This window comes from Pseudomonas sp. PA-5-4B, assembly GCF_021606215.1.
GTDB classification, from domain to species: domain Bacteria; phylum Pseudomonadota; class Gammaproteobacteria; order Pseudomonadales; family Pseudomonadaceae; genus Aquipseudomonas; species Aquipseudomonas edaphica.
Window position 1 is genome coordinate 40,370 of record NZ_WKDB01000010.1, and the last position, 16,409, is coordinate 56,778.

The 16,409-nt window shown below is 61.4% G+C and carries 13 protein-coding genes; 8 read left to right on the top strand and 5 right to left on the bottom strand.

Annotated elements, in window-relative coordinates; all coding sequences use genetic code 11:
- Positions 1–32 precede the first annotated feature (32 nt).
- Together GIW28_RS07300 and GIW28_RS07305 are read left to right on the top strand one after the other, a co-directional pair.
- Positions 33–389, top strand: coding sequence for a 4a-hydroxytetrahydrobiopterin dehydratase (locus GIW28_RS07300; RefSeq protein WP_017134918.1), 357 nt, complete (start codon positions 33–35; stop codon positions 387–389).
- Positions 389–1,582 carry an amino acid aminotransferase gene (locus tag GIW28_RS07305; RefSeq protein ID WP_236447552.1) on the top strand — a complete coding sequence of 398 codons (1,194 nt, stop codon included), beginning with the start codon at positions 389–391 and terminating at the stop codon, positions 1,580–1,582. Before GIW28_RS07300 ends, GIW28_RS07305 begins: the two co-directional genes overlap by 1 nt.
- Before the next feature lie 130 nt (positions 1,583–1,712).
- Here the strand turns inward: GIW28_RS07305 and GIW28_RS07310 are convergent, their stop codons facing one another.
- A complete protein-coding gene (locus GIW28_RS07310; protein ID WP_017134916.1) occupies positions 1,713–2,522 on the bottom strand; it encodes a UDP-2,3-diacylglucosamine diphosphatase in 810 nt (269 codons plus the stop codon).
- Positions 2,523–2,659: 137 nt separating this feature from the next.
- On the opposite strand from GIW28_RS07310, the gene GIW28_RS07315 reads away from it, so the two are divergent.
- A complete protein-coding gene (locus tag GIW28_RS07315) occupies positions 2,660–3,409 on the top strand; it encodes an AraC family transcriptional regulator (protein WP_236447553.1) in 750 nt (249 codons plus the stop codon).
- Between the two features lie 276 nt (positions 3,410–3,685).
- Positions 3,686–4,570 carry a DMT family transporter gene (locus tag GIW28_RS07320; RefSeq protein WP_099548867.1) on the top strand — a complete coding sequence of 295 codons (885 nt, stop codon included), beginning with the start codon at positions 3,686–3,688 and terminating at the stop codon, positions 4,568–4,570.
- 3 nt (positions 4,571–4,573) lie between these two features.
- On the opposite strand, the gene GIW28_RS07325 is transcribed toward GIW28_RS07320, so the two are convergent.
- Complete coding sequence (locus GIW28_RS07325) at positions 4,574–4,861, bottom strand: SelT/SelW/SelH family protein (protein WP_236448151.1); 288 nt, start codon at positions 4,859–4,861, stop codon at positions 4,574–4,576.
- Positions 4,862–4,945: 84 nt separating this feature from the next.
- Here GIW28_RS07325 and GIW28_RS07330 point away from each other — a divergent pair, with 84 nt between their 5' ends.
- Positions 4,946–7,135, top strand: coding sequence for a patatin-like phospholipase family protein (locus tag GIW28_RS07330; protein ID WP_099548865.1), 2,190 nt, complete (start codon positions 4,946–4,948; stop codon positions 7,133–7,135).
- A 179-nt stretch (positions 7,136–7,314) separates the two neighbouring features.
- Here GIW28_RS07330 and GIW28_RS07335 read toward each other — a convergent pair whose 3' ends face one another.
- Both GIW28_RS07335 and recQ read right to left on the bottom strand, forming a co-directional pair.
- Positions 7,315–7,749, bottom strand: a complete 435-nt coding sequence (locus tag GIW28_RS07335; RefSeq protein WP_017134911.1) for a MarR family transcriptional regulator — start codon at positions 7,747–7,749, stop codon at positions 7,315–7,317.
- A gap of 121 nt (positions 7,750–7,870) precedes the next feature.
- On the bottom strand, positions 7,871–10,000 hold the full coding sequence (gene recQ / locus GIW28_RS07340; RefSeq protein WP_017134910.1) for a DNA helicase RecQ: 2,130 nt from the start codon (positions 9,998–10,000) through the stop codon (positions 7,871–7,873).
- Positions 10,001–10,276: 276 nt separating this feature from the next.
- On the opposite strand from recQ, the gene GIW28_RS07345 reads away from it, so the two are divergent.
- The 3 genes from GIW28_RS07345 to GIW28_RS07355 all read left to right on the top strand — a co-directional run bounded on the left by GIW28_RS07345 (position 10,277) and on the right by GIW28_RS07355 (position 14,858).
- Positions 10,277–10,864, top strand: coding sequence for a UPF0149 family protein (locus GIW28_RS07345; protein ID WP_017134909.1), 588 nt, complete (start codon positions 10,277–10,279; stop codon positions 10,862–10,864).
- A gap of 11 nt (positions 10,865–10,875) precedes the next feature.
- Positions 10,876–11,268, top strand: coding sequence for a YbaN family protein (locus GIW28_RS07350; RefSeq protein ID WP_169984834.1), 393 nt, complete (start codon positions 10,876–10,878; stop codon positions 11,266–11,268).
- A 119-nt stretch (positions 11,269–11,387) separates the two neighbouring features.
- The gene (locus tag GIW28_RS07355) at positions 11,388–14,858 is read left to right on the top strand and encodes a hybrid sensor histidine kinase/response regulator (RefSeq protein WP_017134907.1); all 3,471 of its coding nucleotides are present in this window, start codon (positions 11,388–11,390) and stop codon (positions 14,856–14,858) included.
- A gap of 35 nt (positions 14,859–14,893) precedes the next feature.
- On the opposite strand, the gene rmuC is transcribed toward GIW28_RS07355, so the two are convergent.
- Complete coding sequence (gene rmuC / locus GIW28_RS07360) at positions 14,894–16,258, bottom strand: DNA recombination protein RmuC (protein WP_163005473.1); 1,365 nt, start codon at positions 16,256–16,258, stop codon at positions 14,894–14,896.
- Positions 16,259–16,409 lie beyond the last annotated feature (151 nt).

A 16,409-nucleotide genomic window follows, 5' to 3' on the forward strand; every position in this document is an offset into this window, starting at 1 on the left:
TGATCTCAATCTTTCGAATTCAGGACACCCCCATGACCACCTTGAACCAAGCCCACTGCGAAGCCTGCCGCGCCGATGCCCCACAAGTCAGCGACGAAGAGCTGCCGGTACTGATCAAGCAGATTCCCGACTGGAACATCGAAGTACGCGACGGCGTGATGCAGCTGGAAAAGGTTTTCCTGTTCAAGAACTTCAAGTTCGCCCTGGCCTTTACCAACGCCATGGGTGAAATCTCCGAAGCCGAAGGCCATCACCCGGGCCTGCTCACCGAGTGGGGCAAAGTCACCGTGACCTGGTGGAGCCACTCGATCAAAGGCCTGCACCGCAACGACTTCATCATGGCCGCGCGCACCGACGAAGTGGCCAAGGACGCCGAGGGCCGCAAGTAATGCATTTTGATGCCATTGGCCGCGTACCCGGGGACCCGATCCTCGGGCTGATGGACCTGTATGCTCAGGACGCCAACCCGAACAAGTTCGACCTGGGCGTGGGTGTGTATAAGGACGACCAGGGCCTGACGCCGATTCCGCACTCGGTAAAACTGGCCGAACAGCGCCTGGTGGACACGCAAACCACCAAGACCTATATCGGCGGCCATGGCAATGCGGCCTTCGGTTCGCTGATCAGTGAGCTGGTGCTGGGCGCCGATTCAGCGCTGATTCGCGAGCGTCGCGCCGGTGCCACGCAAACCCCTGGCGGCACCGGCGCGCTACGCCTGAGTGCCGACTTTATCGCGCAAAACCTGCCCGGCCGCGGCGTGTGGCTGAGCAACCCGACCTGGCCGATCCACGAAACCATCTTCGCCAAGGCCGGGCTCAAGGTCAGCCATTACCCGTATGTGGGCGCGGATAACCGCCTGGACGTGGCCGCGATGCTCGCAACACTGGCCACCGTGCCCAAAGGCGACGTGGTGTTGTTGCATGCCTGCTGTCATAACCCGACCGGTTTTGACTTGTCCCAGGACGACTGGCGCCAGGTGTTGCACATCGTGCGCGAACGGCAATTGCTGCCATTGATCGACTTCGCCTACCAGGGCTTTGGCGACGGCCTGGAGCAGGACGCCTGGGCGGTACGGTTGTTTGCCGCCGAGCTGCCGGAAGTGCTGGTCACCAGTTCCTGCTCGAAGAACTTCGGCCTGTACAGCGACCGTGTCGGCGCGCTGATCGTGTGCGCGGCAGACGCCGAGAAGCTCACGGACGTGCGCAGCCAACTGGCGAATATCGCGCGCAACCTGTGGTCGACGCCGCCGGATCATGGCGCCGCAGTGGTAGCGACCATCCTGGGCGACGCCGAGCTGAAAAAGCGCTGGAGCGATGAAGTCGAGGCCATGCGTTCACGCATTGCCCAACTGCGCTCCGGGCTGGTGGAGGCGCTGGCGCCCCACGGGCTGGCCGAGAAGTTTGCGCATATTGGTGCGCAGCGCGGGATGTTTTCCTATACCGGTTTGAGTGCTGAGCAGGTCAAGCAACTGCGCGAGAAGCACAGCGTGTATATGGTCAGTTCGGGGCGGGCGAATGTGGCGGGTATTGACGCGACACGCCTGGCATTACTGGCCGAGGCCATCGCCGACGTCTCGAAATAACTGAAGAAATCCAATCAAATTGTGGGAGCTGGCTTGCCTGCGATTACGGTGTGTCAGTCACTGAATAAGTTGACTGAACAACCGCCATCGCAGGCAAGCCAGCTCCCACATTTTTGACCGTGCGAACCTTCTAGCCCGCAACCATCTCAGCCTTGAGCAGCGCCTCTTTAGCCTGCGCATCCGCCAACCGATACAACTCGATACTGCCATCCCAGTGCTCGATCAACGCGGTGCACGACTCCACCCAATCCCCGCAATTGAGGTAGTCCACCTCGCCCACCTTGCGAATCTCGGCATGGTGAATATGCCCGCACACCACGCCATGCAGCTCGCGTTTGGTCACTTCGTGGGCGATCGCTTCTTCGAAATCGCTGATAAAACTCACCGCCGTCTTGACCTTGTGTTTCAGGTACGCCGACAGCGACCAGTAGCCATAGCCATACCGCGCACGCCAGTGATTGAGCCAGCGGTTGAGCGTGAGGGTGAACTCATAGGCCGAATCGCCCAGGAACGCCAGCCAACGGTGGTATCGGGTGATCACATCAAATTGATCACCATGAATCACCAGGAGATGGCGGCCATCGGCAGTGACGTGCACGGCCTCGTCCACCAGCTGGATATTGCCCAGGATCAGCTTGGAGTAGCGGCGCAGGAATTCGTCGTGGTTGCCGGTGACGTAGATCACCTCGGTGCCGCGCTTGGCCATGGTCAGCAGGCGGCGGATCACATTAGTATGAGCCTGAGGCCAGTACATGCCGCCGCGCATTTTCCAGCCGTCGATGATATCGCCGACCAGATAGACCTTGTCGGCGTGGTAGCCCTTGAGGAACTGTGACAGGTGCTCGGCCTGGCAATCCCGGGTGCCCAAGTGCACGTCGGAGATCCACAGGGTACGAACCCGTTGTTTGCGGCTGGGTTTGGCGAACTCGGCACTGGTCATGGGCATCCCTCGACGGTGTTTTCGCGAGCTTGCGCCCAGGCGGTTAATAGCCCATGACAACTGTGCGTCAGTCTGATGACAGCGATCAAAGCCCTTGAAGCGTTGTAGACTGCAGGCCTGCTGCCCAGGAGACCGCGATGAGACCGACCCTCACGCTGCGCCACTACATTGAAGAGCCGCTCGCCCACAGCCATGACCACGCCCAACTGGTGTTCGGGTTGTCGGGGCACCTGGACCTGGAAGTCGATGGCCTTGGCAGCCAGGTGCACGCCAGCAGCGTGATGGTGCTGCCCTTCTCGGCCCACCATGCCTGCGGCAGTCGCGACGGCAGCCGCTGTCTGGTGCTGGATGTGCCCGACGAGCATTGGGTGGCGCAGTCCTTGGACGAGCACGCCGACACCAGTCGCCGCCTGCTCGATCAACCGGCGCGACTGACACTGGACGCCCGGCAAAGCCAGTTGGTGCAATGGCTGGCACACAGCCCGGTGGATGACCCGCTGATCGCCCAGCAAGGCGCGGTGTTGCTGCTGGCCAGTCTCAATCATCCGCTGGCCCAACCGCTACCGGGCAAGCGTTTGCCGTATGCCGCGTTCAATGCGCATATCGAACGCCACGCTGCGCGCCCGTTGCAGGTGGCCGATCTGGCGCGTATTGCCGACCTCTCGGTGGCGCGCTTGCATGCACGTTTTATGGCCGAGTGCGGGCAAACACCGATGGACTACCTGCGTAGCCGTCGCCTGCACATGGCGTTGAAACTTTTGCGCGAGACGCCGCTGCCTGTTGGCGAAGTTGCCGAACGCGTCGGTTACGCCTCGCAAAGTGCCTTCTCTGCCGCCATGCTGCGTGAGTTTGGCGCCTCACCGGGCACGCTGCGTCGCTCATCGTAAGCATAAACTCTGACCGCCCAGGCGGCTGATCCCAACCGCGAACACCGTCACTGTGGCGAGCGGGCTTGCCCCGCGTTGGACTGCGCAGCAGTCCCATTTTTGGGGTCGCTTCGCAACCCAACGCAGGGCAAGCCTGCTCGCCACAGGTTATTCGTTGCCTAATGGGATGATTGTGATGAGAGGCTGGCGCTAAGATTCGCGAGGTCCGCGACAGACACCGGCGCCTGCAACCCTCTAGACTGCGATTCTGTCACCCCCGTTGGTTCAAGGATCGCAATGACTCCCCGCTCAGCCCTTGGCGCCCTGCATATCGGCGCACTGATGTTTGGCCTCACTGGTGTCTTCGGCAAGCTGGCAGCCGCCTCGCCGGCCATCATTGTGTTTGGCCGCGCCGCCTTTGCCGTAATCGCCCTGGCGATCTTTGCGCGATTTGCCAGCAACACCACCTGGAAAACCCTGGAGATGCGCGACTGGCGTCGCCTCGTGGTCAGTGGCGTGCTGCTGGCGGCGCATTGGGTGACCTTCTTCATTGCCGTCAAAGTCGCCGGGGTGGCCGTCGCCACCCTTGGCTTCACCGCGTTCCCGGCCTTTACCGTGATGCTTGAAGGGCTGATCTTCCGTGAGCGCATTCGCGCCAACGAAGTGTTGCTGGTGGCGCTGGTCACGGTGGGCCTGGTGTTGGTCACGCCAGACTTCGACCTCGCCAGCCAAGCCACGGGCGGCCTGCTGTGGGGGATTCTCTCGGGCCTGTTGTTCTCGCTGCTGTCGCTGAACAACCGCGCCAGCTCCGGGCGCATTCCGGCGGTGCAGGCCGCGCTGTGCCAGAACGTGGTGGTCGCGGCGTGCCTGCTGCCAGTCGCAGCACCGGGCCTGGCGGATGTACGTGCGATTGACTGGCTGTGGATCGGTCTGCTCGGGGTGTTCTGCACCGGCCTGGCCCATAGCTTGTTTGTCGCCAGCCTCGCGGTGATCAAGGCGCGCACCGCCTCGGTGGTGTTCGCCATGGAGCCTGTCTACGGCATCACCGTGGCCTGGCTGCTGTTTGCCGAAACCCCGACCTTGCGCATGCTGCTGGGCGGCGCGCTGATCATTGTCGCCATCGTGCTCTCAGGCTTGATGGGCAGTGCCAGCCAGGCCAAACAGCCGGCAGCCACCGCGTAGCCTTCAGGCTTTGCGGTCGTTGTGCCCCAGGTCGCGCTGCGGGTCGATCTGGTCGCGCACGCGCTGCTTGAGTACCTTGGCCTCTGGAAAGCCGCCGTCGGCCTTGCGCTCCCAAATTTGCACACCGTCGCAGGTGATGCGAAACGCCCCGCCGGTGGCTGGCTCAAGCGCCACACGGCCCAAGTCATCGGCAAATGTAGTCAACAATTCCTGGGCCAGCCACGCCGCGCGCAACAGCCATTGGCATTGGGTGCAATAGGTGATGACGATCTCGGGTTTGCTGGCAGACATAATTAGAGAAGTTCCTGACATATCGGGCACGGACGATCGAGTGACTATAATACCGGCCTTTATCGCCCAGCCTCGAGATTCATGATGCGCCGCCTGTTGTCCTGCCTGTTTCTGTGCCTGCTTCCCCTGATCGCTGATGCCGTCGAAAGCCCACGCCCCAAGATCGGCCTGGTGCTGTCCGGCGGTGCCGCCCGTGGCCTTGCGCATATTGGCGTGCTCAAGGCCCTGGAGGAGCAAGGTATCCATATCGATGCTATCGCCGGCACCAGCATGGGCGCGGTGATTGGCGGCCTGTACGCCTCGGGCTACAAGATCGATGAACTGGAAAAGCTCGCGCTCAATATCGACTGGCAGCAGGCATTGTCCGACGCCCCGCCGCGCGAAGATGTGCCGTTTCGGCGCAAACAGGATGACCGCGATTTCCTCGTCAAACAAAAACTCAGCTTTCGCGATGACGGCAGCCTTGGCCTGCCGCTCGGCGTGATCCAGGGACAGAACCTGGCGCTGCTGCTGGAAAGCATGTTCGCCCACTCCAGCAATACGCGTAACTTCGACAAGCTGCCAATCCCGTTCCGCGCTGTGGCCACCGACATCACCACCGGCGAAAAAGTGGTGTTCAGCAAGGGTCACTTGCCCCAGGTGATCCGTGCGAGCATGTCGATCCCGGCAGTGTTCGCTCCGGTGGAACTGGACGGACGGCTGTTGGTGGACGGCGGCATGACCGACAACATCCCACTGGATGTGGCGCGCGAAATGGGCGTCGACATCGCTATCGTCGTGGACATCGGCACGCCGCTGCGCTCACGCAAACAACTGGCGACGGTCGTGGACGTGCTCAACCAGTCCATCACCCTGATGACCCGACGCAACTCAGAAGAACAACTCAAGGCCCTGCATCCCAAGGATGTGCTGATCCAGCCGCCGCTGGCCGCCTACGGCGTGACGGACTTCGGCCGCGCCAAGGACATGATCGACGCAGGCTACCGCGCCACCCGCGCCCTCGACGTGCGCCTGGCGCATTTGCGCCCCGCCGAACCGATCGACCCACAATTGGTTGAGGCCCGCACCCCGGGCGAACGCACGCCGGTGATCACCGCCATCAAGGTGGAGAACGACTCGAAAGTCAGTGACGACGTAATTCGCTACTACATTCGCCAAACCCTGGGCGAGCCGCTGAACCTGGGCCGCCTGCAAACCGACATGGGCACGTTGTACGGCCTGGATTACTTCGAGCAGGTGCAATACCGCGTGGTGAAAAAGGGCCAGGACAATACCCTGGTCATCAGCGCGCGCGGCAAACGCAGCGGCACCGACTATTTGCGCCTGGGCCTGAACCTGTCGGATGACATGCGCGGCGCCAGCGCTTACAACCTCGGCGCCAGTTACCGCATGAACGGCATCAACCGCCTTGGCGCCGAATGGCTGACGCGCGTGCAGATTGGTGATCGCCAAGAGCTGTACAGCGAGTTCTACCAGCCACTGGATGTGGGCTCGCGCTATTTCGTCGCGCCTTATATCAGTGCCCAGGCGCAGAACGTCGACCTGGTGCTGGACAGCGACCCTATCGCCGAATATCGCCTGGAGCGCTACGGTTTTGGTTTGAACGTGGGGCGCCAGATTGGCAATAGCGGCGAGATCCGCTTCGGCGTCGGTGAAGCCTGGGGCAAGGCAGATGTGCGTGTTGGCGAGCGCGACTTGCCGAGTGTGAGCTTCAATGAGGGTTTCTATGAGCTCAAGTACTCGTTCGATTCGCTGGATAACGTGTACTTCCCCCATACCGGCGAAGACATCGGCCTGGCCTTCCGAGAGTTCGAGCCCGGCCTGGGTTCAGACCAGCGCTACCGACAGTGGGAGTTCAAGCTGGACAAGGCCATGAGCCACGGCCCGGACACCTTGATACTCGGCGGTCGTTATGGGCGCACGCTGGATAAATCCGACGTGGTGGTTTCCAGCTTTCTGCTCGGCGGTGCGCGGCAATTATCAGGCTTTCGCGAAGACTCAATCTCGGGGCAGAACATCGCCCTGATGCGTGCTGTGTACTACCGCCGCCTGACGCCGCGCTCATACCTGCCGCTGGATTTCCCGCTGTACCTCGGCGCCTCGGTGGAACGCGGCCGGGCGTGGAACAACGATAACCAGTTTGACAGCGGGTACATCAATGCCGCGAGTATTTTCCTCGGTTTTGATACGCCGTTAGGGCCGCTGAATTTCAGCTATGGGTTCAATGATGACAAGCAGCAGGCGGTGTACCTGAACCTGGGGCAGACGTTCTAGCTGGATGCCAGGCTACTGTGGCGAGGGAGCTTGCTCCCGCTGGGGTGCGAAGCGCCCCCAATGCGGTGAATGCGATCATTCAGGTGCAACGAGGTTGATGGCTTTGGGGCTGCTACGCAGCCCAGCGGGAGCAAGCTCCCTCGCCACAACAAGCCCGCTTGCCACTAATTGGGTCTGCCTCAGGACTTTTCCAGGTTCGCCAGAATGTGCCCATGCACGCGCATGCACACGCGCAAATCTTCTTCATCCACGCCCACGAACAACTCATGGCGCAAGGCCGTGGCGATGGTTTCGATCTGATCAATCAACGGACGGGCGGTGTCGCACAACAGAATGCGCTTGGCGCGACGATCCTCCAGCACCGCCTGGCGCTGCACCAGGCCCTGGCCTTCAAGGCTGTCGAGCAGGCGCGCCAGGGTCGGACCTTCTACGCCGACGCTTTGCGCCAGTTCACGCTGGGTGGGCGCATCTACAAAACGGGCCAGGTGCAACAGCACCAGCCAACGCGCCTGGGACAAGCCCAGCCCCGCCAAACGGCGGTCGAGTTCGGCGCGCCAGCCTCGGGACATTTGCGCCAACTGCATGCCAAAGCGGTGTTGTTCGGTTAACGGCATAAAAAACTCATGATTTAGACTGAAAATAGAATGTGGCTAATTATTAGTCAGCTAAGCATGAGCCATGCCAGGAGGCAAGTGGTGCTATGTACTGATTCGTTACATTGTCGTAATTGGCACATTAAATTTCGAATTCAGACTGCAAAGCGGCACGTACGCAATACAAAACCCCCTCAGGAACACGCCCGGTAAACAGCGGTGCGATCTCCGTGACAGGTGGCAATTCGCCTTCTCCGTCGAGGAAGGCATCCTGGATTTCACCGAGCAAATCTTCCGGTAAATCAAGGGCCTGCTCCAACGACAACTGTTGCTTGCCGATGGATTCAGCCAGCAAGGTGTAGACGTTTTTTTCCGAGCATTGCAGCTGGCCGGCGATCTGGATCGGGGTCATGCCGGCACGTGCCAGGCTGATCAGTTCATGGCGGATGTCGGCGACTTCCTTGGGCGCCTCGGCCTGGCCGCCGAGCACCTCGAGGAAGGCCTGGCCGTAGCGTTCCAGCTTGCGCGCACCCACGCCGCTGACCTTGGCCATCTCGGCCATGCTGGTCGGTTGCTCGCGCAACATCTCCAGCAACGTGGAGTCGGGAAAGATGACGTAAGGCGGCACGCTGTGTTCCTGCGCCAGTTTGCGCCGCAGGGTGCGCAAGGCTTCCCACTGTTCGCGTTCTTCGCCACGCACCAATTGGCTGGCCGGGCTGGTGCTGCTGCTTTTTGCGGTGGTTTGCGGCTTAAGGTCGCGGCGCAGCTCCAGGCTCACCTCGCCCTTGAGCAATGGCCGGCAACTGTCGTTCAGGCGCAAGCCGCCGTAGCCTTCGATGTCGATGTCCACCAGGTTGCGCGCGACCATCTGCCGGAACAACGAACGCCATTCGCCTTCGGCGCGCGCCTTGCCGACGCCGTACACCGAGAGTTTTTCGTGGCCGAAGCTGCGCACTTTCTCGTTGTCCTTGCCCAGCAATACGTCCACCAGATGCCCCACGCCGTAGCGCTGGCCGGTACGGTAGATGGCCGACAACGCCTGGCGCGCCGGCTCGGTAGCGTCCCAGGTCTGTACGCCATCGGTGCAATTGTCACAGTGCCCGCATGGCTCGGGCATGTCCTCGTCGAAATACGCCAGCAGCGTCTGTCGGCGGCAGCGGGTCTCTTCGCACAGCGAGAGCATGGCATCGAGCTTGTGTTGTTCCAGGCGTTTGTGGCGCTCGTCGCCTTCGGAGTTCTGCAACATCTGCTTGAGCATCACCACGTCTTGCAGGCCGTAGACCATCCAGGCATCCGCCGGCAGGCCATCACGGCCGGCGCGACCGGTTTCCTGGTAGTAGGCCTCAAGGGACTTTGGCAGGTCCATGTGTGCAACAAAACGCACGTTGGATTTGTCGATGCCCATGCCGAACGCGATGGTGGCCACCATGATCAGGCCTTCCTCGTTGAGGAAGCGCTTCTGATGGGCAGAGCGCGTGTCATTGGGCAGCCCCGCGTGATACGGCAGCGCCGGGTAGCCTTGCTCGCAGAGAAACGCGGCCACTTCATCGACCTTCTTGCGCGACAGGCAATACACGATGCCTGCGTCGCTGCGCCGCTCGGACAGGAACGCCAGCAACTGCTTGCGCGGTTGTTCCTTGGGCACGATGCGGTAAAAAATATTTGGCCGGTCGAAGCTCGACAGAAAGCGCTCGGCGTTCTGCAGATGCAGGCGCTCGACGATTTCTTCGCGGGTGCGTTTGTCGGCGGTGGCGGTCAGGGCGATGCGCGGCACGTCGGGGAACAATTCCGCCAGTTGGCCCAGTTGCAGGTATTCGCGACGGAAATCGTGGCCCCATTGCGACACGCAGTGGGCTTCGTCGATGGCGAACAGCGCAATTTCCAGACTTTGCAGGAAGGCCAGCATGCGTGGCTGCACCAGCCGTTCTGGCGCCAGGTAGAGCATCTTCACTTCACCGCGCTTGATGCGCGCAGCCAGCTCGCGCTGCTGTTCGGCACTCAAGGTGGAGTTCAAGGCGGCGGCGGCGACACCGAGTTCTTCTAGGGTGGCGACCTGATCGTCCATCAACGCGATCAGCGGCGACACCACCACGGCCAAGCCATTGCGCAACAGCGCCGGCACCTGAAAGCACAGCGACTTGCCGCCGCCGGTAGGCATCAGGACCAGGGCATCACCGCCACTGGCCACGCGCTCAATGATCGCACCCTGGCGGCCACGAAAACTGTCGTAGCCGAAGATGTCCTTGAGGACGCGTTGAGCCTGTTCGAGCATGTAAAACTCCAAAATGGTGCCGAAATCCCTCTGTACAGGCTGGCCGAAAAAACACCGCTTCACGGGAAATAATCCGTAAGCGAAGTTTTCGCGGATTGGCGCTTGGCCTGCAGGGGCATCACAAAACGCGGCAGTATACCCGAGCGTTACCTGGCAAAGGGCGCCACTGACGAATAGTCACCCCGCTCCAGTACCCGGCAAATATGCCTTGCAGCTGGCCTGGACGCTCAAGAAAGCCTAGAATTGCGCATCGTTTATTCCCAAGGTAGCCCTTCAATGTCCTTCGCTGAGCAACTAACCCGCCTGCAAGCCTTCCTCGACGCCGATGAGCTGCATGACGAGGCGCTGGACTACGTGGCCGCTCACGGCTACCTGACCGCCCTGTCGATCTGCGCCGACGTCGTGCCCGACCGTGAATGGATCGACGCGCTGTTCGCCGAAGAACCGCACTACGCCGACGCCGCCCAACGCGAAGAAATCGAATCCACCCTGCTGGCCCTCAAGGCCCACATTGGTCGCCAACTGGCTTCCGATGAGGAATTCGAGCTGCCGTGCGAGCTGGACCTGGGCGAGGAGCCGGATGACTCCGACCTGCGCGGCTGGTGCATCGGCTTCATGGAAGGTGTGTTCCTGCGCGAAGCCGCCTGGTTCGAAACTGCCGAGGAAGAAGTCAGCGAAATGCTGCTGCCGATCATGGTCGGTTCGGGCCTGTTCGACGACCAGCCGGAATTCTCCGACATCGCCGCCGATGCCAACCTGATGGACGACATGATCGTACAGATCCCGGAAGCCCTCACCGCCTTGTACCTGCTGTGCAATGCGCCTGACGAAAAACCGGCGATCCTCAAGCCACGTCACCACTGAGTCGGTTGCCCATGACGCCCATGGGCAAGCGCTCACTGCTCCTGCGCTACGTGCTGCTGGCCATCGGCTGGCTGAGCGTAGCGCTGGGAGTGATCGGTATCTTCCTGCCGGTATTGCCGACCACGCCCTTCCTGCTACTCGCAGCCGCCTGCTTCGCCCGAAGCTCCCCGCGCTTCTACCAATGGCTGGTGGAACACCCGCGCCTGGGGCCGTGGATCAAAGACTATCTGGACGGCAATGGCATTCCGCTCAAGGGCAAGGTCTACGCCATCGGCCTGATGTGGCTGAGCATTGGTTTTTCCTGCTACCTGGTGCCGCTGCCTTGGGCACGTGGGTTTATGCTGACCAGTGCAGTGCTGGTGAGCATTTACATCTTGCGTCAGAAAACCCTGCCACCGCGTTGAACACGCGCTGCGACATTCGATCCCACACGACCTTGGTCGACACTGACTAACCCCCAGCATCATGCGAGACTGTCCCACCGGGCTCGGAATGCCCGGGTGTTCTTATGCTCGGAGTTACCATGACGCTGTCCAGCGGGCTGATCGCCGCCGTTGCCCTGGCCTATATGGCCATTATGTTTGCCATCGCCTTTTACGGTGATCGCCGCCACGCGCCGCTACCGCCACGAATACGTGCCTGGGTATACAGCCTGTCGCTGGCCGTTTACTGCACCAGTTGGACCTTCTTCGGCGCCGTAGGCCAGGCCGCCGAACAACTGTGGGCGTTTTTACCAATCTACCTGGGACCTGTCCTGCTGCTGGTGCTGGCACCTTGGGTGTTGCAGAAGATGATTCTGATCAGCAAACAGGAAAACATCACCTCCATTGCCGACTTTATCGCCGCACGCTACGGCAAATCCCAATCGTTGGCGGTGGTGGTGGCGCTGATCTGCCTGGTCGGCGTGCTGCCCTATATCGCTCTGCAACTCAAAGGCATCGTGCTGGGCGTGAACCTGTTGATCGGTTCCGGCCCCGACACCACCGGCACCCGCGCCCAGGACACCGCGTTGATCGTGTCGCTGGTATTGGCGCTGTTCACCATTGTGTTCGGTACCCGCAACCTCGATGCCACCGAACACCACCGTGGCATGGTGCTGGCGATCGCGTTTGAATCCCTGGTCAAGCTGTTCGCCTTTCTGGCGGTAGGCGCATTCGTGACCTTCGGCCTATACGATGGTTTTGGCGATCTGTTCAGCCAGGCCATGCTCGCCCCGCGCCTTGAAGAATACTGGACAGAAACCATTAACTGGCCATCGATGGTGGTGCAGACTGGCGTAGCGATGATGGCGATTATCTGCCTGCCCCGGCAGTTTCACGTCACCGTGGTAGAGAACATCGACCCGCAGGATTTACGCCTGGCCAAGTGGGTGTTCCCGGCGTACCTGATCCTCGCCGCGCTGTTCGTCATCCCTATCGCCCTCGGCGGCAAAATGCTCTTGCCCGCCTCGGTATTGCCGGACTCCTACGTGATCAGCCTGCCCATGGCCGAAGCGCACCCGGCCCTTGCAGTGCTGGCGTTTATCGGCGGCGCCTCGGCGGCCACCGGCATGGTGATTGTGGCGAGCATTGCCTTGTCGACCATGGTCTCCAACGACATGTTGCTGCCGTGGCTGTTGCGCCGCTCCAGCGCAGAGCGGCCGTTCGAAGTGTTCCGCCACTGGATGCTGTCGGTGCGCCGCGTCAGCATTGTGATCATCCTGTTGCTGGCCTACGTGAGTTACCGCCTGCTCGGCTCCAGCGCGAGCCTGGCAACCATCGGCCAGATCGCGTTCGCCGCCGTTACCCAACTGGCGCCAGCGATGCTTGGCGCGTTGTATTGGAAGCAGGCCAACCGACGAGGCGTATTTGCCGGCTTGGCGGCTGGCACTTTCTTGTGGTTCTACACCTTGGTCCTGCCGGTGACGGCGAAAAGCCTGGGGTGGTCGTTGAGCCTTTTCCCCGGCCTGACGTGGATGCATTCGCACCCCTTTGGTTTCACCGTCACCTCGTTAACCCTGGGTACTGTGTTTTCTCTTGCGGGCAATTTCACGCTGTTTGTGTGGGTCTCGATGCTGTCGCGCACACGGGTATCCGAGCATTGGCAGGCCGGGCGCTTTATCGGCCAGGAAATCAGCCAGCGCGCCAATGCGCGCTCGATGCTGTCGGTGCAAATCAGCGACCTGCTCAGCCTCGCGGCACGTTTTGTCGGCAAGGAACGCGCCGAGCAGAGCTTTATCCGATTTGCCTATCGCCAAGGCAAAGGTTTCAACCCCAACCAGAATGCCGATAACGACTGGATCGCCCACACCGAACGCCTGCTGGCCGGCGTGCTCGGCGCCTCTTCGACACGCGCAGTGGTAAAAGCCGCGATTGAAGGCCGGGAGATGCAGCTGGAGGACGTAGTACGCATCGCCGACGAAGCCTCCGAGGTGTTGCAATTCAACCGCGCATTACTGCAAGGCGCGATCGAAAACATCACCCAAGGCATCAGTGTGGTCGACCAGTCCCTCAAGCTGGTGGCCTGGAACCGCCGCTACCTGGAGCTGTTCAACTACCCTGAAGGCCTGATCAGCGTGGGCCGGCCGATTGCCGACATTATTCGCTACAACGCCGAGCGCGGCCTGTGTGGGCCGGGTGAGGCCCAGGTGCACGTCGCGCGCCGCCTGCATTGGATGCGCCAAGGCCGCGCGCACACCTCCGAACGTTTATTCCCGAATGGCCGCGTGATTGAGCTGATCGGCAACCCGATGCCCGGCGGTGGGTTTGTCATGAGTTTTACCGACATCACTGCGTTCCGGGAGGCCGAGCAGGCGCTGACCGAGGCCAACGAAGGCCTTGAGCAACGGGTGACCGAGCGTACCCATGAGCTTTCCCAGCTCAATGTCGCTTTGACCGACGCCAAGGGCGTGGCCGAATCCGCCAGCCAGTCGAAGACCCGCTTCCTTGCGGCTGTCAGCCACGACCTGATGCAACCCTTGAACGCTGCACGCCTGTTCTCCGCAGCCCTTTCCCACCAGCACGACGGCCTGTCTGCCGACGCGCGGCAATTGGTGCAACATTTGGACAGCTCGCTGCGCTCGGCCGAAGACTTGATCAGCGACTTGTTGGATATTTCACGCCTGGAAAACGGCAAGATCAACCCGCAGCGGCAGCCCTTTGTGCTCAACGAGCTGTTCGACACCCTCGGCGCCGAATTCAAGGCGCTGGCTCAGGAGCAGAACCTGCGCTTCCGCCTGCGCGGCAGCCGGTTGCGGATAGACAGTGACATCAAGTTGCTCAGGCGGATTCTGCAGAATTTTCTCACCAACGCGTTCCGCTATGCCGACGGCCCCGTGCTTTTGGGCGTGCGCAGGCGCAAGGACGAATTGTGCCTGGAAGTGTGGGACCGTGGCCCTGGCATCCCGCTGGATAAACAGAAGGTCATCTTTGAAGAGTTCAAGCGCCTGGACAGCCACCAGACCCGCGCCGAGAAGGGTCTGGGCCTGGGTTTGGCAATCGCTGACGGCCTGTGCCGCGTGCTCGGGCATACGTTGAGCGTGCGCTCGTGGCCGGGCAAAGGCAGCGTGTTCAGCGTGCGCGTGCCGCTGGCGCGTAACCAGGCCAGCCCGCAGGCCAAGATCGCGCCAGACAATGGGCTGCCATTAAGCGGCGCGCAGGTGCTGTGTGTGGATAACGAGGAAAGCATCCTGATCGGCATGCGCAGCCTGCTGACGCGCTGGGGCTGCGAAGTGTGGACGGCCACCGACCAGGCGCAGTGCGCGGCACTGCTGGCCGAGGGCGTGCGCCCGCAACTGGCGTTGGTGGATTACCACCTGGACCACGGCGAGACGGGCACGGAGCTGATGGGCTGGCTGCGGGCGCAGTTGGCAGAACCGATTCCCGGGGTGGTGATCAGTGCCGATGGGCGACCGGAGATGGTGGCCGAGGTGCATGCGGCAGGGTTGGATTACTTGGCCAAGCCGGTGAAGCCGGCGGCGTTGCGGGCGCTGTTGAGTCGGCATTTGCCGCTTTAAACAGAGTTTACTCGGCCCCACATTTTGGATTGCATTTACTCAGGCAGATGCGCCACACCGTCTGAATCGGTCATCGCCCGTTCAAGCAAATCCGCTGGCAGACTTTTACTCGCACGCGCACCCAGCAACCGCAATTGCTCGGTACGGCTGACCAGATTCCCACGCCCATCTGTCAGCTTGTTACGCGCCGCGCTGTAAGCCTTATCCAACTGTTGTAGGCGGTTGCCCACTTCATCCAGGTCCTGGATGAACAGCACGAATTTGTCGTACAGCCAGCCGGCCCGTTCGGCAATTTCCCGCGCATTCTGGCTTTGGCGCTCCTGCTTCCACAGGCTGTCGATCACTCGCAGGGTAGCCAGCAAGGTCGTGGGGCTGACAATCACGATATGGCGGTCAAACGCCTCCTGAAACAGGTTCGGCTCGGCCTGCAGGGCGGCGGAAAATGCGGCCTCGATGGGCACGAACAGCAACACGAAATCCAGGCTGTGCAGCCCTTCCAGACGCTTGTAATCCTTGCCGGCCAAGCCTTTGACGTGGTTACGCAGGGACAGCACATGCTGCTTGAGGGCCGCCTGGCCAATCACCTCATCATCTGCCGCGACGTATTGCTGATAGGCCGTGAGGCTGACCTTGGAGTCGACCACCACCTGCTTGTCGCCCGGCAACATGATCAGCACGTCCGGCTGAAAGCGCTCGCCGTCCGGCCCTTTGAGGCTCACCTGGGTCTGGTACTCGCGGCCCTTCTCCAGCCCGGCATGTTCCAGTACCCGTTCAAGAATCAGCTCGCCCCAGTTGCCCTGGGTCTTCTGGCCCTTGAGGGCACGGGTCAGGTTGGTGGCTTCGTCTGACAGGCGCAGGTTCAATTGCTGCAGACGCTCAAGCTCTTTAGCCAGGGAAAAACGCTCGCGGGCTTCGTTCTGATAGCTTTCTTCCACACGCTTTTCGAAGGACTGGATGCGTTCCTTCAGTGGGTCAAGCAACTGGCCCAGGCGTTCCTGGCTGGTTTCGGCGAAACGCTGCTCACGCTCATCGAAGATCTTCCCGGCCAGCTCGGCAAACTGCGCGCGCAACTCATCGCGCGAACCTTGCAGGTCGGCGAGGCGTTGTTGATGACTGTCCTGTTGTTCACGCAATTCGGCGCGCAAGGCAGCTGACAGCGCATCGAGGCGGCGCAGCTCGGTTTCCTTGGCGCTGCGGTCGAGGTTCCAGGCATGGGCGGCATCGCGGGCGTTATCGCGGTCGATTTGCAGCAGTTCGACTTCGCGGCGCATGGCGGCCAGGTCGGCCTGTTTCGCGGCATTGGCCTGGCTGAGGTCGCTGATTTCATCGCGGCTGGCGTCCAGTTGCGCGGCTAGCCCTTCCTGGGCCAGTTGCGCGGTTGCCAGGCGCTCTTCGAGCAGCTCCCAACCGGTCATGCGCGCGGTCAGTCGACGTTGAATCTGCCAGCACAGGGCCAATAAAGGCACTGCTGCACCCGCCAGACCCAAGGCAATACTGGTCCAGTCAAAAACCATAGCCATTTCTGCCATCACCGAAAAGGAGCAAGGTTAA